At 33.4% G+C, this 24,933-nt stretch carries 20 protein-coding genes; 9 read left to right on the forward strand and 11 right to left on the reverse strand.

From position 1 onward, the window contains the following. Window positions 1-134: 134 nt before the first annotated feature. The 5 genes from BUB80_RS02780 to BUB80_RS02795 form a co-directional block, all read right to left on the reverse strand. Complete coding sequence (locus BUB80_RS02780) at window positions 135-1,283, reverse strand: methionine aminotransferase (protein ID WP_073290720.1); 1,149 nt, start codon at window positions 1,281-1,283, stop codon at window positions 135-137. Between the two features lie 116 nt (window positions 1,284-1,399). Beyond that, entirely contained in the window at window positions 1,400-2,629 is a 1,230-nt protein-coding gene (locus tag BUB80_RS02785; protein ID WP_175549560.1) for a T9SS type A sorting domain-containing protein, read from the reverse strand. A gap of 269 nt (window positions 2,630-2,898) precedes the next feature. Further along, window positions 2,899-3,069 (reverse strand): bacteriocin-like protein, encoded by a 171-nt coding sequence (locus tag BUB80_RS23540; RefSeq protein ID WP_175549561.1) that lies wholly within the window; start codon window positions 3,067-3,069, stop codon window positions 2,899-2,901. A gap of 99 nt (window positions 3,070-3,168) precedes the next feature. After that, the gene (locus BUB80_RS02790; protein ID WP_073290724.1) at window positions 3,169-3,903 is read right to left on the reverse strand and encodes a LytR/AlgR family response regulator transcription factor; all 735 of its coding nucleotides are present in this window, start codon (window positions 3,901-3,903) and stop codon (window positions 3,169-3,171) included. Further along, window positions 3,872-6,733 (reverse strand): sensor histidine kinase, encoded by a 2,862-nt coding sequence (locus BUB80_RS02795; protein WP_139262501.1) that lies wholly within the window; start codon window positions 6,731-6,733, stop codon window positions 3,872-3,874. Before BUB80_RS02795 ends, BUB80_RS02790 begins: the two co-directional genes overlap by 32 nt. A gap of 218 nt (window positions 6,734-6,951) precedes the next feature. On the opposite strand from BUB80_RS02795, the gene BUB80_RS02800 reads away from it, so the two are divergent. From BUB80_RS02800 to BUB80_RS02840, 9 genes are all read left to right on the forward strand, one after another. Then, entirely contained in the window at window positions 6,952-8,829 is a 1,878-nt protein-coding gene (locus tag BUB80_RS02800; RefSeq protein ID WP_073290727.1) for a DNA topoisomerase IV subunit B, read from the forward strand. Window positions 8,830-8,883: 54 nt separating this feature from the next. Then, the gene (locus BUB80_RS02805) at window positions 8,884-9,393 is read left to right on the forward strand and encodes a hypothetical protein (protein WP_073290729.1); all 510 of its coding nucleotides are present in this window, start codon (window positions 8,884-8,886) and stop codon (window positions 9,391-9,393) included. Then, complete coding sequence (locus BUB80_RS02810) at window positions 9,371-11,956, forward strand: DNA gyrase/topoisomerase IV subunit A (RefSeq protein WP_073290755.1); 2,586 nt, start codon at window positions 9,371-9,373, stop codon at window positions 11,954-11,956. The genes BUB80_RS02805 and BUB80_RS02810 overlap by 23 nt, the downstream gene beginning before the upstream one ends. An 11-nt stretch (window positions 11,957-11,967) precedes the next feature. Further along, entirely contained in the window at window positions 11,968-12,528 is a 561-nt protein-coding gene (locus BUB80_RS02815) for a hypothetical protein (RefSeq protein WP_139262503.1), read from the forward strand. A gap of 6 nt (window positions 12,529-12,534) precedes the next feature. Further along, window positions 12,535-13,188 (forward strand): rhomboid family intramembrane serine protease, encoded by a 654-nt coding sequence (locus tag BUB80_RS02820; protein ID WP_073290759.1) that lies wholly within the window; start codon window positions 12,535-12,537, stop codon window positions 13,186-13,188. 8 nt (window positions 13,189-13,196) lie between these two features. Continuing rightward, window positions 13,197-15,245, forward strand: coding sequence for a YCF48-related protein (locus BUB80_RS02825; RefSeq protein ID WP_073290761.1), 2,049 nt, complete (start codon window positions 13,197-13,199; stop codon window positions 15,243-15,245). 29 nt (window positions 15,246-15,274) lie between these two features. Beyond that, window positions 15,275-16,390: a helix-turn-helix domain-containing protein gene (locus tag BUB80_RS02830; RefSeq protein WP_073290763.1), complete on the forward strand. Its 1,116-nt coding sequence runs from the start codon at window positions 15,275-15,277 to the stop codon at window positions 16,388-16,390. A 148-nt stretch (window positions 16,391-16,538) separates the two neighbouring features. Beyond that, window positions 16,539-17,321, forward strand: coding sequence for an SDR family NAD(P)-dependent oxidoreductase (locus tag BUB80_RS02835; RefSeq protein WP_073290858.1), 783 nt, complete (start codon window positions 16,539-16,541; stop codon window positions 17,319-17,321). Continuing rightward, on the forward strand, window positions 17,318-18,283 hold the full coding sequence (locus tag BUB80_RS02840) for an NAD-dependent epimerase/dehydratase family protein (RefSeq protein WP_073290765.1): 966 nt from the start codon (window positions 17,318-17,320) through the stop codon (window positions 18,281-18,283). The genes BUB80_RS02835 and BUB80_RS02840 overlap by 4 nt, the downstream gene beginning before the upstream one ends. A 55-nt stretch (window positions 18,284-18,338) precedes the next feature. On the opposite strand, the gene BUB80_RS02845 is transcribed toward BUB80_RS02840, so the two are convergent. From BUB80_RS02845 to BUB80_RS02870, 6 genes are all read right to left on the reverse strand, one after another. Continuing rightward, window positions 18,339-20,840, reverse strand: a complete 2,502-nt coding sequence (locus BUB80_RS02845; RefSeq protein ID WP_073290767.1) for a pectate lyase family protein — start codon at window positions 20,838-20,840, stop codon at window positions 18,339-18,341. Window positions 20,841-21,148: 308 nt separating this feature from the next. Continuing rightward, complete coding sequence (locus tag BUB80_RS02850; RefSeq protein ID WP_073290769.1) at window positions 21,149-21,508, reverse strand: DUF4180 domain-containing protein; 360 nt, start codon at window positions 21,506-21,508, stop codon at window positions 21,149-21,151. A gap of 1 nt (window position 21,509) precedes the next feature. Further along, window positions 21,510-22,496: a serine hydrolase domain-containing protein gene (locus BUB80_RS02855; protein WP_228433655.1), complete on the reverse strand. Its 987-nt coding sequence runs from the start codon at window positions 22,494-22,496 to the stop codon at window positions 21,510-21,512. Window positions 22,497-22,610: 114 nt separating this feature from the next. Then, a complete protein-coding gene (gene prmC, locus BUB80_RS02860; RefSeq protein WP_073290773.1) occupies window positions 22,611-23,462 on the reverse strand; it encodes a peptide chain release factor N(5)-glutamine methyltransferase in 852 nt (283 codons plus the stop codon). Next, the gene (yaaA, locus tag BUB80_RS02865) at window positions 23,462-24,220 is read right to left on the reverse strand and encodes a peroxide stress protein YaaA (protein WP_073290775.1); all 759 of its coding nucleotides are present in this window, start codon (window positions 24,218-24,220) and stop codon (window positions 23,462-23,464) included. The genes prmC and yaaA overlap by 1 nt, the downstream gene beginning before the upstream one ends. Before the next feature lie 5 nt (window positions 24,221-24,225). After that, entirely contained in the window at window positions 24,226-24,927 is a 702-nt protein-coding gene (locus BUB80_RS02870) for a CPBP family intramembrane glutamic endopeptidase (protein ID WP_073290776.1), read from the reverse strand. Between the last annotated feature and the right edge of the window lie 6 nt (window positions 24,928-24,933).

The following is a 24,933-nucleotide window of genomic DNA, read 5'->3' on the forward strand; positions in this document are numbered from 1 at the left end:
AAATAAATACTGAAAAAGGATATTAATAAATTAAGTTAGTTCAGTTGAAGCTCTCTTTTTATTTAGCAAATAACGTAGATTTTTTAACACAATCATCTGCTTAATCCGCTAAATCTGCGAGAGATTTTTTAATATTATAATTTCGACAAATTCTCAATCGCCCTCTCCAGAGTTTCCTGTTTTTTAGCAAAACAAAGACGAATTACATTTTCATTCAGCTTATTTTTATAGAAAGAAGAAAAAGGAACACTGGCTACTTTGTGAGTAATGGTTAATTCGCTAGCAAAATCAAAATCATTTTTATCTGAAATTTTATCATATTTCAAAGCTTGGAAATACGTTCCTTCACAATCCAGCAACTCAAAAGATGTATTGGCTAAACCTTGTCTTATAAAATCTCTTTTTTCTTGAAAGAATTGATTCAGATGATTGTAGTGATCATCATTTTTCATGTATTCAGCCAAAGCCAACTGAATCGGAGTATTCACACAAAAAACATTGAATTGGTGTACCTTTCTGAATTCATCTGTCAACGCTTTTGGTGCTGCACAATACCCAACTTTCCAGCCCGTAACATGGAAAAGTTTTCCAAAAGAGGCTACCAAAAGACTTCTTTCTTTTAGCTCTGGATATTTACTGATGCTTAAATGTTGTTTTCCATCAAAGACAATATTTTCATACACTTCATCACTTAAAATCAATATCGAAGTATCTTTTACAATAGAGATCAATTCCTGAATATCGTTTTCCTTTAATATCTTTCCTGACGGATTATTCGGATTGTTAAGAATGATCATTTTTGTTTTTTCACTCACCAATCCTTTAACTGTATTCCAGTTGATTTCATAATCAGGCGCTTTCATTTCAAACCGTTTTACAATTCCTCCGAAAAGCTCTACCGTAGGTTCATAGCAATCATAAGCAGGTTCAAAGATAATGACTTCATCCTCTTTTTTAATGAACGTTGCAATGGCGGTGAAGATAGCCTGAGTTCCGCCTGCTGTAACTGTAATTTCTGAATCCGGATGATAAGTGGCCTGATGGCTGTTTTCTATTTTTCTCGCGATTTCTTCCTTTAAACCTATCATTCCGCCTAAAGGTGCATATTGATTAAAGCCTTTTTTTATAAAATGATCTACGTGATTTAATAACTCAGGATCTGGCATGAAATCGGGAAATCCTTGTGATAAATTGATGGCTTCATTTTCGTTGGCCAATTGGGTCATCTGGCTGAAAATGGTAGTACCTACATCAGAAAGTTTAGAAAGAGGAAGTTGTATCATTGAATGAAATTTTTACTTACATCGAATTTAATTTATTTTTTGCAATTCATACTGATAATTCTAAAAAAAGACTATCCGTATTAGGATAGTCTTCATTATTGTAATATTGTGTCTGTTTACTTAGAGATGATCAGTTTTTGAGAACTGGTTTTTCCGTTTGATTTTATTTCAACAATATAATTTCCCTGGATCAGTTTTTCAGTATTCAACTTAATACTTTGACGACCGCTATCAAGGTTTTCAGATTTTTCAAGTACTATTTTTCCGGAAACATCCATCACTCTTACAGATAGAGTTTCTTTTTTAGAAAGAGTAGTTTGTACTTCTACAAAACTTTTTGCAGGATTAGGAACCAGAAAAACTTCTTTTTGTTCTGCTTGGCTCAATTCCGCTTTGGAAATAGCTTCTAACTGAGGAATAGGTGATGTTAGATCAAGGCTAGAATCATTTTTTGTCGCCAGACGATCTTTTGTGTAACAGAAAGTAAAACATTTCATGCATATTACTTTTTTCTCTCTAGACTCAGTTACGCATACCGTATATGTTCCCGGATTAGCATAATTGTGAGATAAAGTTGATATGATGTAAGGTTGTGTAGCAGTTCCGTCACCCCAGTTTACAGTATATGTACTTCCAGGATTTCCAGGTGTAGAAACAAGGATAGGATTAAGCAAAGTAAGATTGGCTGTAGAGGCACTTGATGTTGTATTGAAAGAAGTTTCAAGTTTGAAATCTGCCGTACAGCCATCACAAGATTTTACACAAATATTATCATAATACACTCTTTCGCTTGGGCTAGATGTATAATCTGGAGACACCATTACCGCGGTAGAATTATTCATAACATTATTGAAATCTGCACACGTCATGCCGGCAGGCATTGTCCAGGTTCCTTCAGAGTTACTAGGAAGAACACCTCCTACACAATTGGCGATAGGCGCACGTACTCGTACCCAGCCACTGTTAGGTGTTACGGTAATATTTGCTACAAAAGAAATAATCTGGCTTCCTGCCATAATGTGAATGGTAGGATGAATTGGCGCACCATAACCACCGTCTTTTTCAAGATAAAAATCGAAATAAAGACATTGTCCTAAAAATCGTTGCCCCAAACTTTTAAAATCTGAAGGATTAATATACCACGAACCGCCAGATTTATCATCCAATATAATATACTGCGTTCCATCTAATGGGTTCGGGCTACCGCTGGAAACACCCACTTGCCCGTTAGGATAGGGAGCTGGAGTCCACAATCCGGGAGGATTATTGGGATCATTAAAATCTGAACATGGAGCCTGTGCATTGAAAAGACATCCTAATAAAACGAATAATGTTAAAAAATACATTCTTACCATAATCTAACATTGATTTTATGCATCAAAAATCAACAAAAACTTTAAGGATTAATATTTTATGATTTAGTTTTATAAAAGTAGATGGATATTCAGTATCATGGTATGGAGGACTAACAAGTGTTGCGTTCTCACTAATAAGTGTAGATTCATTTCTCTTAAATGTGACTTAGTTTGGGTTTTACTGATCTTCTCAATAGCTAAAAATAAAAATGCCCTGCAGTTATCTACAGGGCATATTGGAAATCAAATCGGATTGATTTTTAATTAGGATTAGTCGGTTTCACGGGTTTTAAAATATTCCACATAGAGCATACACTTACACAAGTTTGTACCAAAACAAAATCACCTGCGTAATCATTGCCGCAGTAGCATGAATATCCACCGCTTACTGATTTTAGCTCTTCTCGGGATAATTTCTTTACGTTTTTCATAATAGGTTTGAATTAATTTTAGATTTCAAAAATATTCTGAACAGTAAGTATTCCCAATCAGGAATGAGTAAGTGTGCCTGTTTTTCTAGTAAGTGTAATTTAATCCGGATGTTCTATTTTATATAAAAAGTCATTTTTTTTACGAACAGAAACATCCAAAATAGAATTGTCCGTCATCACCACCTGTCCGCCTTTGCCTTTCAGGTATTCTTTTAAATGAATAAGATTGATCAGATGTTTATGATGGATTCTGAAGAAATTATGTTCCGAAAGATGTTCTTCAAAATCATGTAATGTTTTAGATACAATGATTTTAGTTTTATCGGTGAGATAAAATGTAGTATAGCTGGAATCGGCTTCACAGCGGATGATATCAGTAATATTGGTGAGTCTAAACCCTTGCAGTGTAGGAAGACTGATCTTGTTTTTATGAGAATATTGAGCAGAAGAAGATCCTTTGTTTTTTTTGATGTTATCTAAGGCTTTACGTACCGCAATAATGAAATCAATTTTTTTGATAGGTTTTAAAAGGTAATCTGTGGCGCCATTTTTTATCGCCTGAATGGCGAAATTTTCAAATGCGGTAATAAATATGATTTGAGAATCAATCTCCCTGAATTTCGATAAAAGATCGAAAGCGGTACCATCTTTCAGCTGTATGTCCAGAAAAAGAATATCGGGGGTGTTTTTGGTTAGATGAATATAAGCCTCCTCAACACTCGATGCCTGAAATGAGATTTGAATGTCCGGAAACTCGTTTTCTAATAAAAGAGAAATATAATCTCTCCCGTCTTTTTCGTCATCAATGATGCAGACTTGTGTTTTGGTTTTCATAGGGCGTTATATATAGTTTAATTTGAGTTCCTGGTTTTTGTTGGGTATCCTGAAGATTATTGATTTCTAAAATAATATGAGTGTCAAAAAGTTGTTTGAAGGTTTCAATTCTTTTTTGCGATAATTTTACTCCAAAAGAATTGGCTTTTCCCATGGATTCAGATGTATTGTTGATTCCTACGCCATTATCTTCAATCGTTATGCAAAGTGAAGAATCAATATGATTAAATGAAATATCAATAATTCCTTTCCTGTCTTTCAGATTGGCAATTCCATGTTTTAGGGCATTTTCAGCAAAAGGCTGTATCAATAAAGAAGGAATGATCCAGTTTTTATCTACTTTTTCAGAAACGGTAATCTTGTATTCAAACTGGTCTTTTAAGCGCAGTTTTTCCATATTTAAATATAAAGATAGATACTCGATCTCTTCACTGATTGGCATAAAGGTTTTCTCTGAATAATGAAGTGTTTTTCTGATCATGTGTGAAAAAATATCAAGATAATTTTCCGTTTCCTGATAATCTTTTTTATAGAGTAAAAACTGAATAGAATTAAGACAATTGTAAATAAAATGAGGATTGATTTGCGCTTTTATAGCTTGAAGTTCAAGCTCGGCAATTTTCTTCTCATAGTAAAGATTTTCTAGTTTCTTATTTCGCTTTTTTTGAAAATACAGGTTGATAAGAAGGAAAATAACGGTGGCAAATACCAAAATTGAAAAAACTTTAAACCACCAGGTTTGCCAGAATTTAGGCTTAATTTCGAAAGCCACATCAGAAGAAATATAAGATTGTTTGCCATTATAGCCCAGTCCGAAGACTTTAAATATATACTGTCCGGGTGGAATCGTATTAAAGGTAATAATGGGTGAATTGCTGATTTGCCAATTCTCATTTAAACCTTCGACCTTATATTTATAATTGATTTTTCCTTGCGAAGTATAATCAGGGAAACTTAGATTAAAACTTATATTGTTATTCGGCGTTTGCCCTATAAGGTGTTGTTGAGTATTAAAAAACTCTTTGTTGCCAATGTTGACTGAGTTGATTATTACTTTTTTATGAATGAATTTTTGTTGAGTAAAAAGATCATGAATGGGAAGAACACCCAATCCTTTTGAAGTTCCTACATAAACGGTATCATTTTTTATTACGCATCCTGCCACCACATTGGAAGGCAGTCCGTCTGTCTGAGTGAAATTATTAATTTTAAAATGCTTTTCTTTTATTTCAATCCTGCAAAGTCCTGAATTTGTACTTGCCCAAAAGGTATGATCATTTTCAACTTCTATTTTTTTGATCTGGCTGGTCGGCAGTCCATCTTTTTCTGTGATTTTTCGTGTAATCCCTTTATTGTTAAATAGAATGATTCCGTTGAGATTAGTAGCTCCTATATATACATTTTGCTTGAGTTTTTTAAGGTCGGTAAAATAGTATCCTTCTAAGAAAATAGTTTTCTTTTTGGTGTTACTATTCAGTTTGTAGAGGTCTTTAAAGCTCCCGACAAAAATACTGTCCTGATGATAAGGCAAAGCATTATACACTCTTTCTTTCAGGATTTCGGTGAAGGTTTTGTTGAGGTAATGATACACAGTCAGGTCATTACTGGTACAAAGAAGAACAGAATTCTCAGTGTATGGAATGATATTTTTAATATTACATTCCCGTAAAATTTCTTTTTTCCTGGTAAGGATATTATACTGAATAAGGTTTAAACTCAGTCCAAAAATAACGGTGTTTCCTTTTGCATAAATTGCTTTGTGCTCAATTTTTCGGTTTTTCTCAAGGACGATATTTTCTATCTTTTTTGAATTGAAAATTCCGCTTTTAGCTTCATTGTATCCTAAAATAATAGCGTTGTCATTTTTAGCAATAGCTGTAATATATCCCGAATTATTTTTAATGGGTAGATGAATATAATTTTTAAAAAACCGATCGCCGATAAAAAGGATCCCATTGTTTCGAGTAGAAAACCACGCATTATTATCTTTATCCATCATGATATCATTGATAATATAATCGTCTAAAAGTCTGGTAGGAGTAGAAAGTTTTAACTTATCCAATTCTAGTAAAGATTCTTTGAAATATAAAGAGCCTCCTTTCTCCAGACAAAGCCAAATTTTGTAATTTTTATCTACAATCATCTGGTGAATATTTTCATCGATGGTATATGACTGAAGTTTTTTAAAATGATAATTATTCTCTCTTTTATAGATGTCTATTGTTCTTTTATGCCTGAAAATAAAATAATCTCCTTTTCTAAAAATGGCGGTGCCTTTTGTAGAGGGAATATTACAAGACGTCGTTGTTTTGTTGATGATATGGTAAGCCTGTATGTTTGTCTTTTGGTCAGAAAGATAGAGGAGATGGTTTGCCGGGTCAAAACCAAATACATAATTCGTGATATTTGGGTTATTCTTAAAATATAAAGGGATGGTACTTACTTTTCCGTTTTTATATTGGTACATATTTTTCGGATTGTAAGTCGTGTAGATAATGAGAGATTCTTTGTCGATATAAATGTCCGGATTATGTCCAAACTGTATTTTTCTGAGCTCTTTATTGGTGTCAGAATTAATGATTTTACCATTTTTAAGATAAGCAAAATCATTCAAAAAAGGATTGATGAAAATTTCACCGTTTGATAAAGGGTAACAGGCTAAAACATCAATGTTTTTAAGGCCGTCTTTTTTATTATATTGTTTAAATTCTTTTCCGTCAAATCTAAATAATCCGTTATCACTTCCTACCCAAATAAATCCATTATTGTCCTGGCTCAACCTGTATGTGTAAGAACTGTTTAACCCATTTTCTTCACTGTAATTTACCAATCCCGGAATTTGGGCCGGGAAAAATGTGGAAAAGAAAATTATAAATGAAATTAAATAAAGTATAGTTGGTTTTTTCACATTATATTGAATAATACTGTAAATATATAGTTTGATTCATAATATTACAATACATACATGAAAATCTTTAAAAAACGAATTGAAAAAATTCGGATAATTTTGTCCAATTTCGTACTTTTGTATGTTTGCTGAAATAATATATGTCACAAGAAATAAATCCAATCTATTCCGAAGATAATATCAGAACCCTCGATTGGCAGGAGCATATTCGTTTACGTCCCGGAATGTATATCGGGAAGCTAGGAGATGGCTCATCTGCTGATGACGGTATTTACATTTTGCTTAAAGAAATCCTGGACAACTCTATCGATGAGTTCAGGATGAAGTCGGGTAAAAGAATTGAAATAAAAGTGGATGACGGTAAAGTTGCGATCCGTGACTTTGGCCGTGGAATTCCATTGGGAAAAGTGGTAGACGCTGTTTCCAAAATGAATACCGGAGGTAAGTATGATAGTAAAGCCTTCAAAAAGTCGGTAGGTCTGAATGGGGTAGGTACGAAAGCGGTTAACGCCCTTTCAGAATATTTCCGTGTACGATCTTTCCGTGAAGGTAAAATGAAGATGGCCGAGTTTTCTCGTGGAATGATCACGGAAGACCATGAAGAAAAAGATACGTCAGACAGAAATGGAACCGAGATTTCCTTTGTTCCGGATGGAGAGATTTTCCTTCATTTTAAATACAGAAAAGAGTATATCGAAAGAATGCTCCGTAATTATGCGTATTTGAATCCCGGGTTGAAAATTATCTTTAACGGAGAAACATTTTATTCTGAAAATGGTCTTAAAGACTTATTGGAAGAAGAAGTGGAAAGCGAAATTCTTTATCCAATTGTTCACTTGAGAGATAATGATATTGAATTGGCGATTACCCATTCTGATAAATCTCAAACAGAAACCTATTTTTCATTCGTTAACGGACAAAATACAACACAGGGTGGAACGCACTTAAATGCTTTCCGTGAAGCGTATGTAAAAACGATTAGAGAATTTTTTAATAAGAATTTTGATGCTTCTGATATCAGAAAATCAATCATTGCAGCAATTTCCATTAATGTGGAAGAGCCTGTTTTTGAATCTCAGACGAAAACGAAATTGGGATCCAATGATATTGGACCAAATGGACCAACGGTAAGAACATTTATCATTGATTTCCTGAAAAGTAAATTAGATAATTTCTTGCATAAGAATCCTGAAATTTCAGAAGCTATTCAGCGAAAAATATTGATTTCTGAAAGAGAGAGAAAAGAGCTTTCCGGAATTCAGAAGTTGGCAAGAGAAAGAGCAAAGAAAGTATCTCTTCACAATAAAAAACTTCGTGACTGCAGACAGCATTATAACGATCAGAAGGCTGAAAGAAAAGGAGATACACAGATCTTTATTACCGAGGGAGATTCTGCATCAGGATCTATCACAAAATCCAGACAGGTAGAAACGCAAGCCGTATTTTCATTGAAAGGGAAGCCTTTGAACTGTTATGGTCTTACAAAGAAAGTGGTGTATGAAAATGAAGAATTTAATTTGCTTCAGGCCGCTTTAAATATTGAAGAAAGTCTTGAAGATTTAAGATATAATCAGGTTATTATTGCAACCGATGCCGATGTGGATGGGATGCACATTCGTTTGCTGATGATCACCTTCTTTTTACAGTTTTTCCCTGATCTTATTAAGAATGGACACCTTTATATTCTCCAAACACCTTTGTTTAGAGTAAGAAATAAAAAGGAAACAAGATATTGTTACTCAGAAGTAGAAAGAGTAAAAGCATTAAACGAGTTAGGTAAAAACCCTGAAATTACTCGATTTAAAGGATTGGGAGAGATCTCACCAGATGAATTCAAGCACTTCATTGGTAAAGATATTCGCTTAGAGCCTGTAGTGCTCGGCAGAGATCAGACAATAGAACAGTTACTGGAGTTTTACATGGGTAAAAATACACCAGACAGACAATTATTTATTCTGGATAATCTAGTTGTAGAAGATCCGGATATTGATAAAAAAGAAATATCAACTGAAGTATAGATGGAATAAAATTATAAGATAAAAGACAAATAACACCACACACCAAATAATAATATGAGATTAAGTAACCGTAACAAAGCTTCGGTATATAACTTTGTGAATACACTATTGATAATGGCCGTTCTAGTTGGGATTGCAGCTTTTCTTTTAGAAGAATACAGATTCAATGTATTAGGATTAGAAAGCTATTTATTACTGGTTATTCCTATTGCCTTATTAGTGGCTTTTTACTTACGAGGAAGACAGATTTTTGAATATGATAGTGATGGGGAAGCCCTGAATTTTAAAAACAAAAATATTGTTCCTTTTTTAGATAAACCATTAAGTGATGAATTCCCAAAATACAAACTGCTGAGCTATGAAATAATAGATATTTTCTTCATTAAAAGACTTTACATTACCATTTCAAGCAAAGTTAGTGGGTCTACCATGTTGAAATACGAGATTTCGTATCTCACAAAAAAAGAAATAACCGATTTAAAATTCTCTTTAAGCAAAGTAGTAAAAACTAATAACGAGAAAAAAGAGTTAAAAATAAAAAATGACAGAAGAACACTCTCATGAAGGTGAAAGCTTAAAAAAAGTTTCCGGTCTTTACAAAGATTGGTTCCTTGATTATGCATCATATGTAATTTTAGACAGGGCAATACCGTCTGTTTATGATGGTTTGAAGCCTGTTCAGCGAAGAATCATGCACTCCATGCGCGAGCTGGAAGACGGTCGTTACAACAAAGTAGCCAATATCGTTGGAAATACCATGAAATATCACCCTCATGGTGATGCGTCTATTACGGATGCCATGGTTGCCATTGGCCAAAAAGAGCTCTTAATAGATACTCAGGGAAACTGGGGGAATATCTATACAGGAGATTCTGCGGCAGCGGCAAGGTATATTGAAGCGAGATTAACGCCTTTTGCATTAGAAGTTGTCTTCAATCCGAAAACAACGGAATGGGCAAAATCTTATGACGGAAGAAATAATGAACCAATTGATCTTCCAGTAAAGTTCCCATTGCTTCTTGCTCAGGGAGTTGAAGGAATTGGTGTTGGACTTTCGACCAAAATTCTTCCCCATAATTTTAATGAATTAATTAATGCTTCTGTTGCCTATTTAAAAGGTAAAAAGTTTGAAATATTTCCTGATTTTTTAACCGCAGGATATTTAGATGTTTCTGAATACAACGATGGTCATAGAGGGGGGAAAGTAAGAGCCAGAGCGAGAATTACGCAGACGGATAAGCATACCTTAGTGATTACCGAGCTTCCTTTTTCTAAGAATACGAGTGATTTAATTGATTCGATCTTAAAAGCGAATGAAAAAGGGAAGATCAAGATTAAAAAAATTGAAGATAATACGTCTGATAAGGTAGAAATTCTTATTCACCTTCCTAATGATTCTTCGCCAGATAAAACGATTGATGCTTTATATGCATTTACTGATTGTCAGGTAACGATTTCACCGAATGCGTGTGTAATTGTTGGAGATAAACCGATGTTCCTGAATGTTTCTGAGATTTTAAGAATGAATACGGATCATACGGTTTCATTGCTTAAAAAAGAATTGGAAATTGAACTTCACGAGTTGCAGGAAAACTGGCATTTCTCTTCATTGGAAAGGATTTTCATTGAAAACAGAATCTACCACGACATTGAAGAAGTTGAAACTTGGGATGATGTCTTACTAACAATTGATAAAGGCTTAAAACCTCATACAAAACATTTGTTAAGAGCGGTAACGCAGGAAGATATTCTTCGATTGACAGAGATCAGAATTAAGAGAATTTCAAGATTCGATTTAGATAAATTTAAAGAAAATATTGCTGCTCTTGAAGGAAAGATAGAGTTGGTAAAACATAACTTGGCTCACCTTATTGCGTATGCGATTGATTATTATTTAAATATTCAAAAGAAATTTGGTAAGGATAGAGAAAGAAAAACGGAGCTTAGAATTTTTGATACCATTGATGCGAGTAAAGTTGCTGTGGCCAATGAAAAGTTCTATGCTAATTTTGAAGAAGGCTTCATTGGAACTTCTCTGAAAAAAGATCAGTATTTATTCGACTGTTCAGATATTGATGACATTATTACTTTCAGAAAAGACGGAAGTATGAAAGTCGTAAAAGTGGAAGCCAAAACTTTTATCGGAAAAGATATTTTGCATGTTGCCATTTTCAAAAAAAGCGATAAGAGAACGGTTTACAATATGATCTACCGTGAAGGAAGAGAAGGACCTTATTATATGAAACGTTTTTCTGTAACTGGGGTAACCAGAAATACGGATTACCCGTTAGCTTCAGATAAAAAATTCTCTGAAACACTTTATTTCTCTGCAAACCCGAATGGTGAAGCTGAAACGGTATCGGTGCTTTTAAAACCCAACCCAAGGATCAGAAAAAATAAAATGGATATCGATTTCTCAGAATTAGCCATCAAAGGGCGTGATTCTAAAGGAAATTTAGTAACCAAATATTCAATTAAAAAAATTGATCTTAAAGAAGAAGGCGTTTCTACATTAGCTCCAAGAAGAATTTGGTTTGATGATACGGTAAGAAGATTGAATGCAGACGGAAGAGGAACTTTACTCGGTAGCTTTAAAGGAGATGATAAAATTTTAATTGTCACAGGGAATGGAGAAGCTAAATTAATTTCTTTTGACTTAGGAAACCGTTTCGATGATGAATATCTGATCTTGGAAAAATGGAGACCTAATCAGCCCATCACCTGTATTTACTATGATGGCGAGAAGGAAATTTATTTTATCAAAAGATTCTTGCTAGAGAACAATACAAATGCACAGGCCTTTATGCCATCAGAGCATAATAAATCATTTATTGAAAATATAATTGTGGCCAATAATTGCACTGTAGAGATTGCATTTGCAAAAGACAAAGGAAAAGAACGTGATCCTGAAACCATTAATATCGATGAGTTTATTGCGGTGAAAGGAATTAAAGCTATTGGTAATCAGTTTACTAAATTTAAAGTAAAAACAATCAACGTAACCATTCCGGAACCTGAAGAGGAAGAGCCTGAAGTATATGAAGAACCTGAGAATACTGAAGGAACAGATGATGATGGAGGTGTGATCGGTGATTTATTTGATGCAGGAGAAACTGAAAGCGAATAGAATATAAAACCATGAAAAAAATTGTATTTCCTATGCTCATCTTTTTGATGGGCTTTTCCTGCAAAGAGAAAAAAGAGAAGACGACTGAAACAAAAACGGTGGAAACCAAAGTTGCTGACTCTGTTAAAACATTAGAGCCAGAAGAGTTCGTTGATTCAGAGCCTAGAAAAGAAGACACGGACTATGAAGTAATCAATAAAAAAGACTTTGCAAAATGGAAAGGAGAGTATCATTTGGATTATCTTGATTACGCAGGAGAAAATGACGGAACAAAACTGAAAGCCAAGTTAGTGTTGGATGGTCCTGAAGATGGTCATTTTTATCTTTGGTGTGAAAAACCGAATGATACCACAAAATTGGTAATGCAACATGTATATGGAAGTTTTGGTAAAATGAATAATGAAAATACAGCCGTTAAATTTTTACCCGAAATCATTATTGAAGGAGAAAATACAGGAATTAATCTAGACTTTTTCTTATACAACAAAAACAATACGTTTTATATTAAAAGTGACATGATTCCTTCCGAAGGTGGGGCTACAAAAGAGCTTCCGATTCAAAAAATTAAATAAAAAAATATGAATATCATAATATTAATTATCATTGCTACGTCTGTTATTAGCTTTATCGCTTTTAACAATATATCCATTTTTGAAAAGTATAAATTCAACGTTGGAGCAATCCAAAATAGAAAAGAATACATTCGTTTGCTTTCTGCCGGATTTCTTCATGCGGATATTATGCATTTGGTCTTCAATATGATGACCCTTTATTTCTTTGCACCTATCGTCGTGGAAGGTTTTGGAAATCTAGGATTTTTGATTATTTATTTTGGATCAATATTATTAGGGAATATATTTTCATTATTTCTCTACCAAAAACAACCTTGGTATTCTGCAATTGGAGCGAGTGGAGGAGTCTCTGGGATTTTATTTGCATCCATTGCAATGATCCCTGCTCTTAAAATATACATGTTTTTCATTCCTATAGGAATTCCTGGATTTATTTTTGGTCTTTTATATTTCAGCTACTCTGTTTATATGATGTTGAATCCTAGGCAACAAGATAATATAGGACATGCAGCTCACTTAGGAGGCGCATTCTTTGGTTTGGTTTACGCTATTGTAAATCAACCAGAAAAAGCAATAGAAAATTCAATGTATATAGGGATTATGGCATTACCATTACTGTATTTAAGCTACGAAATTTTTATAAGGAAAAGAATTAATTAAAATCTGTTATGAAGAAAATTATATACCTGTTTCTATTATTTATTAGTAATTATTTTTTATCGCAAAATAATTTTACATTAATAACACCAAAACCATCAGAATACAAAGCAAATAAAGTTATTTTTTCTAATGATAATTTAGGATTTATTATTAACGGAAATAGAGAATTACTGTTTACAAACGATAAAGGAAATAGCTGGGCTATTAAACAAACTCTTAATTTTTTTCCTCGCGATATAAAATTTAGAAATAATGTAGGATTTATTGTTGGAGATAACACGATTTTGCGTTCCAGCGATTACGGAATGACTTGGAATACAGTAAATGCTTTTGGAAACTCATTAAATTCAATCAATTTTATTACTGATGATATTGTCTATATTTCCGGGCAGACGCAGATCTTAAAATCATCCGATAAAGGTGTTACATTCCCTGTTAATAAAACAATATACGGGATATCTGCTGCAATTACGGTGTTTACAGATGCCAATACAGCTCATATTGCTACTTATAACGGAAGAATTTTAAAAACTGTTGACGGTGGTGACAATTGGGTTACAACGACTTCTGATTCGAGTTCAAACAACAATTACTATTCTCTTGTTTTCCCTTCTCAAAATGTTGGTTATGCTAATAAAGGTTTTGGTGACATGCTTAAAACCACAGATGGCGGTCAGACTTGGGTAACTTTAAGTAGCAGCATTTATCATACAGAAACTTATGGAATGCAGTTTTTTGATGAAAATAACGGGTATACAGTAGGAAGATACGGAGCAGTATATAAAACTACAAACGGAGGTAGTTCTTGGCTATGGATCAGTCCAACTTCAATGTATAGTTCAAATACGGATAATAATTTAAACGGATTGTATTTCTTTGATAATCAGACGGCTATTTGTGTTGGTGATAACGGAAGAATTATTAAAACACAAAATGGAGGAACAAACTGGACCAATTACTCTCCGACTTATGACGTTATTAATGAGCTTCATTTTGTTAATCCAAATACTGCCTATTTTAAAACTAATATGGGAGAATTTTTCAAAACACCTGATGCAGGAAATTCTTGGTTGAAAGTTCAATATCCTCCTCATCAGTCTTATAGCAACGGATTTACTTTTTTAAATGAAAACGTTGGATATTCTATTGGTGCCAATCAGGGATTAGTTTATAAAACCACAAATGGAGGAGTAAGCTGGACCCCTAGTACCGTTATTCAATATGAACCACTTTATGCATCAAGTTTTCTTTCTGAAAATGTAGGTTTTGTAAGTGGTGGATATGATACAAACAATGCCGGAATTTACAAAACAGTTGATGGAGCAAATACCTGGCAGAAAATTTCAAACACAAGATTTTCTTTTCTTAAATTTTTCAATAATAATCTTGGGTATGGAGTGCAGTCAGGCTATTTTGGAAAACTGTATAAAACCCTTGATGGCGGGATCACTTGGAATACTTGTTTTGATCAAGGAATATCAGACATCCATTTTGATTTCTTAAATGAAAACCAAATGTTTTTGAAAGGAAATAATGGTGATTTCTTTAAGTCAAATGACGGTGGTGCTACCTGGACGACTTCTCAGGTTCCTTATTATTCTTTTGATAAAGTGAAATTTACTGATCCGAATACAGGCTATATTGCAGATGACAGAATGGTTTATAAAACAACTGACGGAGGAGCTACATGGAACCTGATTTTAGATAATAATTATAATTATGATATCATGACGCTGGAAGTGGGAGGTAATTATTTATATTTGTCGGGTAACGGAGGACGAATTTATAAGTACTCTTTAGGATTTCTTTCCGCAAGTGAGGCTACTGTTAATAATGATTATGGTAAAGTTTATCCAAATCCTGCAATAGATTTTGTGAATGTAAGTTCAAAGAAAAAAATTACTGAGATTAAATTGATTGATATTTCCGGCAAAATTTTAAAAATTGCTAAAAATACGAATCAAATCAACGTGTCAGAATATCATCCCGCAATGTACTTTTTAGAAATAATTTATGGTGACAATACGAAACAAGTGACCAAGATTATCAAAAAATAGACACATAATATTTTAAGATAATAAAACCAATGAACACTACAGAGTTAAACAATTTTATCGTTATACTTATTTATGGTTCATTGGTTTTACTTTCTTTATTGGAGCTGACCAATCCTTTGAAGGGTAATAAAAAAGCAAACGCCTGTTTTGGAATGTTTTTATTTTTATGGTCTACCTTTTGGCTTGATGAGATACTGTCATTAGTGAAAGGTTCAAAAGTTGATGTGCACTCGTTGCTTTTCGTACAGGTTATACAGTTTTTAACACCTATTATATTTTATTTCAGTGTTCTGTTTTTCACGAACCCTGCCTTTAAATTCAAAGTTTCAGATCTAAAATATGCCATTTTACCGGTTATTTTCTTAGCCAATATACTATTCCATCATTTTGTAGATTTTTATATTGATGGCGTCTTTCAGATCGTTTTTCTTATACTTATCTTGTCTCAGGCACTATTCTATACAGCTCTTTCTTATATTACCATTCGAAAACATAAGAAAAGAATTCAATTATTTTCTTCCAATACAGAAGGCATAAACTTAAACTGGCTGGAACACATTATTGTAGTCATCTTTGTCATCAATATTATATTCTTGATTTACAATATCTTTTATGATGCCAATGCCCTGAATTATTTAATGAATTTCATTTTTTTAGCGGTTGTTTATTTTGTTGGGTGCTACTGTTTAAGACAAAAAGAGATCTATCCTGTAGAAGAAAACCAGGTTCAGGAATTGATTTCCATAGAGGATATTTCTGATGACAAAGAAGAGGTAAAACGCAAGTTGATTTCCGATGAAGAGCTTTCTAAAATTAAGGCAGCATTGGAAGATTTGATGAAAATTGAAAAACCATATCTTGATAGTGAACTGAACCTGATTAAGCTTTCTCAAATACTTTCCGTATCTACTCATCAACTTTCTTACGTGATCAACACCGGATTCCAAAAGAACTTTTTCCAATATGTTAATGAATACAGAATCGAGTATGCCAAAATACTATTGAAAGATAGTAGCAGCAAACTTTCGATTTTAGGAATAGCGTATGAGTCTGGATTCAATTCTAAAACTTCTTTTAATACAACCTTTAAGAAAATTACGCATCAGACACCTTCTGAATTCAAAAAAATAAGTTCAGGTTTATAAGTTTTAACTTTTTCATATTCTAATCATTTGATTGTCAGATTTTTGATTCGTATTTCTTTTTTAATGAAAAGAGGTTCGCTCCGATAGGTTGGAACATTAAAGAGGCTTTTTGAATATACTTTTGTTCCATAAAATTTGCTTTATGGAAATGAAAAGAGAATCATATGCAGTGGTCACAGGAGCCAGTCAGGGGCTGGGAAAAGCATTTGCCGAGAGTCTGGCCAAGAAAAATATTAATGTAATTTTAATAAGTCTTCCCAATCAAAACCTTAAAGAAGTAAGCAAGGAAATTGCAGAAATCTATCATGTAAAAACCGAATATTATGAAATAGATCTTTCGGTGAATGAAAACATATTTAAACTGACAGAATGGTTGAATAGATCCTTCGATATTCATATTCTAATTAATAATGCAGGATTGGGCGGAACCATGAAGTTTGTGGATGCAACGTCTGATTATATCAATACCATTTTACAGGTAAATATTGCTGCGACTTCTTTAATCACTCATCAATTACTTCCTAATTTATTGCAACAGCCTCAGTCATACATTCTAAATGTTTCGAGCATGGCAGCGTTTTCTCCCATTGGTTTTAAAACAGTTTATCCAGCTTCAAAAACGTTTATCCATTCTTTTTCACGGGGTTTATATGAAGAATTAAAAGATACCAATGTTTTTGTAAGTGTTGTAAATCCTGGAGCCATGAAGACGAATAGTGACGTTTGCAGAAGAATTGAAAAGCAAGGCTTTTTAGGAAGGTTAACCCTTTTAGATCCGGATAAAGTAGCTAGATATTGTATTGATCAACTTTTTAAAAGAGATTCAGTGATCATGGTGAATCCTTTTAGTTGGCTTGCAATGAAAGTTTTACCTATTTGGATTACGTTGCCTTTAATGACGAATGCAATCAAAAAAGAAATAGAAGTATGAAAAAAGTTTTTGTCACCGGAATTACGGGACTTCTGGGAGCTAATGTAGTTAATAAATTATTAGAAAATGGTTATTCTGTTATTGCTTTGGTGCGCAAGAAAAGCAGCTATTTGGGTGAAGAAAATAAAAACCTGAGATTAATTGAAGGGAATTTATTCTATGATATTTCAAAATACTTGGTTGGGGTGAGCTATTTCGTTCACATTGCTGCAGAAACCAGCCAAAATCTTCTTTCTTATAAAGAATATATAAAGACAAATTATGATGCTACTATTCATTTATTTTTACTTGCTGTGGATTCTCGAGTTGATCGATTTCTATTTGTAAGTTCGGCCAATACCTTAGGTTTTGGAAGTCTAGAGAAATTAGGAACTGAAAACTGTTTGCAAAAATATCCTTTTACGCATTCTTTTTATGCTAAAAGTAAATTGGAAACCGAAAACTATCTTCTTCAAAACAATCAAACAACCGAAGTGATTATTCTGAATCCCACTTTTATGATCGGAAAATATGACCGGAAACCAAGTTCAGGTAAAATTATATTTTGGGCATGGAAAAAAAAGTTTGTTTTCTATCCCAAAGGTGGAAAAAGTTTCGTTCATGCAGAAGATGTAGCCAACGGAATTTTGAAAGCCATTGAGAAGGGAAGAAACGGGGAGAAGTATTTGTTAACCAATGAAAACTTGAAGTATAAAAGATTCTTTAATCGAGTAAATGCAGTAACAAACCAAAATCCGTTGATGATTCCAATTCCTGATTTTTCACTAATCTTTTTAGGTTTTATTGGAGATATTTTACGAAGATTTAAAGTCAAAACAAACTTAAGTTCAATCAATATGAAAGCACTTAGAATTGATAACTTTTACGATAATCAAAAATCAATTGATGAATTGGGTATGGAATATCAGCCTATTAAAAATGCAATTGAAGATGCGGTCTGTTTTTTTGAAGAGCGAAAATGAAAAACCGCCTCCAAGAATGAGACGGTCAAAAAAAGATAAGATTAGCTGTTAAAAATTACTTCTTGATGATTTTGTGATTTTCAATACCTTGTTTTGTTTTTATCTGAAGGAAATATATTCCGGTTTGGAATCCGCTCATATCAATAGATGGAGTGTTTCCTTTGATATTTTTAATGATTTCTCCTGTACTATTCATTAGAATTAGATTTTCAATAGGATCTTTTTCAGAATTTGAAATATAAAGAATTGTTGATATCGGATTTGGATATAACCTTACTTTTTCTATTCTATTTTCATGAGTTCCCAAAACTCCTGAAGAAGCATATTGTGTTTTGATGTAAAACAAATTGGCAACACTTCCTTTGGTGATAGAGTGTGAACCCGCATTTACTGTAGGAATGGTTACAATACCTGAAGAAGCCGTATAAGAAGCTCCATCTACTTTTACCGTTCCACTAAATGTGGGATCAAAAACTAAAGTTAATGATGAGGAAGCGGTTGTCGTAAAATTGATTGTCGTTGCAGATTCTATTTTCAGGCGCTTAGTTAGCGTTAATCCATCATAGTTGGCTGATCCGTCTGTAGAATTGATGTTGGATGAGGTAAATGAGTAAAATGAGCTGCTTAAGTTTGAGGCGGTAAAGTTATGAACTTCGTTTCCTTGCGGATTTGTCCCTGTTGAAGTTACAGCAATGCTTCCCGTTCCCGAAACTGAAGTTCCTGATGTTCCCATTGTTGCTATTGTGAAATCTACATCAGCAGTTGGTGTACCGGATACAGTAATTGTTTTATTAGTCGTATTTTTCACAAATAGAATTCCCGAGGCCGGAAGTCCTGTTACGGTAGCATCGGTTGCTGTTCCGCCCCAAGTGAAGACCATAGGTTCGATAGCACTTCCTGATGTTACAGTTTGATCGTTGTTTGAAGCAATAAGGAGTGTTTGAGAACTGACAGGAGTTGAAGCTTCTCCTTGTACAAATACAAGAGTAGGCGTGTAACCTTGCAATACAGCCATCAATCCTGCATTTACTGCATCAGAAGTATCATCAACAGCATTATTAAACACCCAATTGATGTCGCCACCTGAAACTCTTCCTGAATATTGTGTTACTTTATCTTTCGCAGCAGTCGGAGAATCTGGGACTAATGAATTAATATATAATGAAGTATTGGTGTCAAAATTATTATAGGTTGCATTCCCTTGAAAAGCCTTGATATTAGTACCTAATGCCTCGCTTCTGGTTGTTGCTACATAGGCATCAAACTGAGCTGATGCACTCGTTGCATTATAAGGAACAAAAGCATTTTGATTGATCATATAGTTATCGAAAGCTTTAATCATTCCGCCATTTTCTCCTGAGAAAGTTCCTGTAGAACCATTGGCAACATCAGTTCCTTGTTTTGAAATCAGCATAGGATATTTACAGTTTCTGAAATAATTTCCTTCCACAAAAACAGAAGATGCTAATGTTGACCCCACGCCATATTTAGAATTTCCGTCATAATAATTGTTGTAAACATGAGCTGAATAATAACGAACACGCGGATGTCTTGAATCTGAATGATCGAACCAATTGTGATGATACGTAATATAAAGCCCCGCTGTTGTTCCTTCACTTAATCCTAAAAGACAGCTTTTTCCGTTGTCCCAGAAATGGTTGTAAGAAAAAGTAATATACGTTGATTTTTTAGCATCCAACGCTCCGTCACCTTTTGCCTGATCTGCATCTCCACCTGGTTTTCCATAGAAGAAGTCACAATTGTGAGCCCAAACATAGCTGTTATCTTGTTGTAAACTTAAATTATCACCTTCTGCAGCATCAGTCAGCATAAAGCCTAAATTTCTAACTTCAACATTGGTAGCATTTTTAATTCTTACGCCCCAGCCATTCACTACAGCGTCAGAACCAACCCCTTCAAAAGTAACTGAATTAGCCGCAATGCTTTTGTTTTCAATAACGGCATCACCGTTGAGAAGATAACTTGGATCTGTGATGTTCCCAATTAATCTTACGACTAATGGGCGGCTGTCATTTCCTTTTTTAAAACCATCTAAAATTGTTTGTAGCCCAACGCAAGGATTGGCATTAGCGCCTGTTACATTCATGGAAACCGTATTTTTTGTTGCTTGGGTAATGTAGAGAACAACAGCATTTGATTTTAATGTGCCGTTAAGATTGTAGGCTCCGGGAATTCTTCCGTTACTGTGGGCAAAACCCGTTCTGTCATGGGCTAGTACAGTTACAGTGTTTGATATTGCTTCAGGGCCTTCCACATTATTAGTTACCGGAACTACCTTAACGGTGTAATTTCCTGCGCTAAGTCCTAAAATATCAGCCCTAAAATAAGTGCCATAACTTCTTATAAGCTGGGTGTCTATGAGTTTATTTGTAAGCCCACCGCCTGTATAGTAAACTCTATAACTGTCAACTCCGCTAAGAGGCGTCCATTTCACATAAGCAGTTTCCAGCCAGCCTGTAGCTTGGGTAATGGTAACCTGTGCTTTCAGCCACATGGAGCTGAAGAGAAGCACGAAATAAATAAAGAATTTTTTCATGATTAATAATATTAGTTTAGTTTAAAATTGATTTTGTAACGTGCAATCGATTGCCTTCAAATATATATAAATTTTAAACATGAATCATTTTGATGTGAAATTAATTGTAATAAACGATGTGGATAGCTTATTTTACAGGTTTTTTGCTCTATAGATGAAAATTTGTTAATCGTATAAGCTGAATTTTCTAGCCTGATTTTGTTTTCCGAAAAAGTAAATAATGTAATGGAAAAGATATTTAATTAAGAAAAATAGATCTCAAAATAATATTAAGAGAATCAATTAAATTATAATCGATTCTCTTAATATTATTTTGAAAGTTTTTCTAAAGCTTCTGCTAATGTTTGTATAAAATTGATGTGTCCTGTTTTGTTGCTTTCGAGGATAAACTCTTTTATACTTTTACTAGTATACTTTTCAAAGCCTCCTACAATAGCTAATCGGACGCGATAATTTGAAAATTTTTGAAGAATATCTCCTGCAATTTTTGTTTTCAAATCAAAAAATTCGGGAGTGATATTTTTCTCGTACAGAATAATTTTATCAAAATCCTGATAATAGATATTTCCCAAAAGATCCAAACCGTCTTGAGCGTTTTGTATGATAACTTCATCAGAAATTACTTCTGCTATTCGAGTTTGGTTGATTTCGTGAGTTTTGATTTCCATTTTAGTCTAAATATTTTTTAATGTCATTCAAGAAGTTATTTAACTGAAATGCATCTCCTTGATTGGTAAGTGCAATGACAATTTTATTGTTTTTGAGATCTCTCCAGAAAAGTGCTCTAAAGCCATTTAATCCTCCTGTATGACTTACTATCTGGCCATTGTTAGAATCATCAATATACCATCCGAAGCCATAATTTGAAAGCGTCTTGTCCGATAATTTAAAAGGTGTGTACATTAAAACGGTATTGTTTTTATTAATCAACGAAAAATTGCGGAGAGCTTTATCAAATTTGTACAGATCTTTTGTCGTTGAATAAATACCACCGTCTCCAGTTGTTAATAAAGAGTAGTCATCGGGTTGTCTTTGTTGGTTGTAACCCAAGGCTTTGTTTTTAATAACAGGCATCGATTCGTCATACACCTTTGTATTATTCATCTTTAATGGAACGAAAATGTTTTCATTAAGAAACTCAGCATATGATTTTCCTGAAGTTTTTTCAATAATTAAAGACAAAATAATATAACCGCTATTACTATACTCAAATTTGCTTCCTGAAGGAAATTGTAATTTCTTTTTTTGCTGTAGCCAATTGAGAACGTCTTGATTTTTTAACTCTTTTTTACCAGACATCTCTTTTTCATAATCCCAAATTCCAGAAGTATGAGTGAGCAAATGTCTTATAGTGATGTCTTTTGCATAGGCTGGAAGCTCAGGAAGATATTTCGAAGCTTTATCATCAAATGATAATAATCCTTTTTGTTGAAGCAGAATAATTGCTGTTGCGGTAAATGATTTACTTAAAGAAGCGATGTAAAAAGGAGTATCAATATTAAGTTTTTCCTGAGTTTGAAAATTACTAAAACCTAAAGCTGTATCAGAAATAATATGGTCATTTTTCATGACTAATACAGTTCCATTGAATTGTCCTTTTTTATGATATTCACTTATAATTTCATTTGAGTTTTTCCCACACGAAAATAGAATCATGAAAAGTAAAATTTCAAAAACAAATATGCTTTTAATGGTAGAAATACGCATGCTGTTAATCCATTTAATTATCAAAAAATGAGTTAAATAACTGATGATTAAAAGTACAATAAATTATTTCTTTCCAATAACAAATCGGTCATTCTCAGATAAATCTTTAACAAGCTCAACTTTTGAAAACGAATCTTGATAAAGATATAATGTTTCCGGACCCAATTTTTGATTGATCTCTAAAAATAAAAATCCGTTTTTATTTAAATGTTTTTTAGAGTCTTCTGCTATTTTTCGGTAAAAGATCAAGGCATCAGAAGTAGGGGAGAAGAGCGCCATTGTAGGTTCAAATCCTTTCACAGAATCTTCAATTTCTGTCTCTTCCTCCATTCCGATATAGGGTGGATTGGAAATGATAACATCATAATGATCAGTTAATTCAAAATTGAGATAATCACCATGAATGAAATTGATTTCCAATTGATGAAAAGCGGCATTCTTTTTAGCAACTTCCAACGCTTTTTCGGAAAAATCAATCGAGGAAATTTCAGCTTCAGGAAAATGTTTTTTTAATACTAAAGGAATAACACCGCTTCCTGTTCCGATGTCAAGGATTTTTAGTTTGTCAATTAACTGTCCGGAATTTTTAATTTTTTGAATTGCAATCTCCAATAATTCTTCTGTTTCAGGACGAGGAATCAATACATTTTCATCTACGAAAAACTTCATTCCGTAAAATTCGGTTTCGCCTAGAATATGTTGATAGGGTTTATTGGTTTTTAACTCTGAAATAACTTTTTGAAGCTTATTTTCATCATCAATCAATAATTCCTGATCAGATAATCTTCTTTGATTAAAAGCATCCAGACCTAAAAAATGCTCTATAAAAATGGAGTATAAAAAAGTACTTTCCGATTCTGTATACAGTTCGGAAAGTTCGTTTTGAAAGTATTGTTTATATTCTAGAATCGTCATTACCTCGTGAAAACCAGTTTAGTATCAGTAGATTTTTCTTCGTTGATCATATATCCTTCGTAATTGAAAGCTTTAACATCATTCAAAGTTTGTGCATTGGTTTCTGCGCAAAATCTTACCACCAAACCTCTTGCGTGTTTTGTATAAACAACAATTGTTTTCAGTTTTCTGTCTCTTAATTCATAAAAATCAAAATCAATTACGGGGTGATTCAGCTTTTTCCTGTCGATTACTTTTCCATATTCGTTACTGCATAAATGGAGAAGAACTTCATTCTTTTTCATTTCAGAATTCAATTGTTCTGTCACTTTTTCTTTCCAAAATTCATATAGATTTTTATAATTTTCAAACTCGAAATTACGCCCCATTTCCAATCTATAAAGCATTACTTTGTCAGACGGTTTCAGTAAGCCATATAATCCGGAAAGTATTCTGTAGTTTTTCTGTAGATAATCTACGGCATTCTTATCCAAAGTTTTAGCATCCAGTCCTCTGTAAACTTCACCTGTAAAGGCAAACATGGCGGGTGCAGATTCTTTTGCAGTAGGTTTTGCTTTCCATTTTTGATTTCTTTCCCAGTTTTCATCGGCCAGTTTTGGCGAGATTTCCATGAGTTCGGAAAGATATTTTGGAGACTTATTTTTTAAATGAGATTGTAAAAGTGCTGCTTCTTCAATGAATTTAGGTGTTGTAGTTCTCAAAAGATCTGTTGAGTTTTCTACGTTCATTAATTTCGCAGGAGATGTTATTATTTTCATACTGTTTAAAAAGCGGATAAATGTTTAATATCAATAAAATTCATGATCATCAAAGACACAAAATCAAATAGAAAATGGCATATGATAATGATTTTAATATTCGAATATAATTTATAAAATACAGCAAAAACGATCCCGATAAAGAAAGGTCCTACAACCTGACCTATCGTTCCGTATGTGCTGTGGAGAATTCCAAATAAAATGGCAGAAATGGTGATTCCTAAAAACGGACTGTTGTATATTTTTTCAATTCTTGGCTGAATATAACCTCTCATGAGAAGCTCTTCTACAACGCCTGCCGTTAAGCAGGTAAAAATAATTAAAAAATAATTGTTTTTAAAAATAGATTGTAGCTGAATAAGCTTATCACTCATTTTTTCATGAGTAATTAATGAGATTATTCCGTTTAAAAGCGCTCCACCAATCGCGCAAATAAAATAAAGACACACCACTGCGCCAATATAAAATGAGAAGGGATATTTTTTGTCTTTCCAAATGGTAAGGGAACTTTTCTCGATTAACTTGCTGTAAAGAAAGATTAGCAATAAAACGACCCAAATGACAATTCTGCTATTCAAAAACAGGCCCGCTGTCATGGTTTTTGTCCCAGTAATCAAGTTGAGAAAAGGAAAAACATAGAGCATCACTAAAGCAAGAAGTGCAAAAGTGAGTAGAATTCCTAAAGAATATTTTCCGTTAAGACTCATAGATAA

Source organism: Chryseobacterium polytrichastri (assembly GCF_900142445.1).
GTDB lineage: Bacteria > Bacteroidota > Bacteroidia > Flavobacteriales > Weeksellaceae > Chryseobacterium > Chryseobacterium polytrichastri.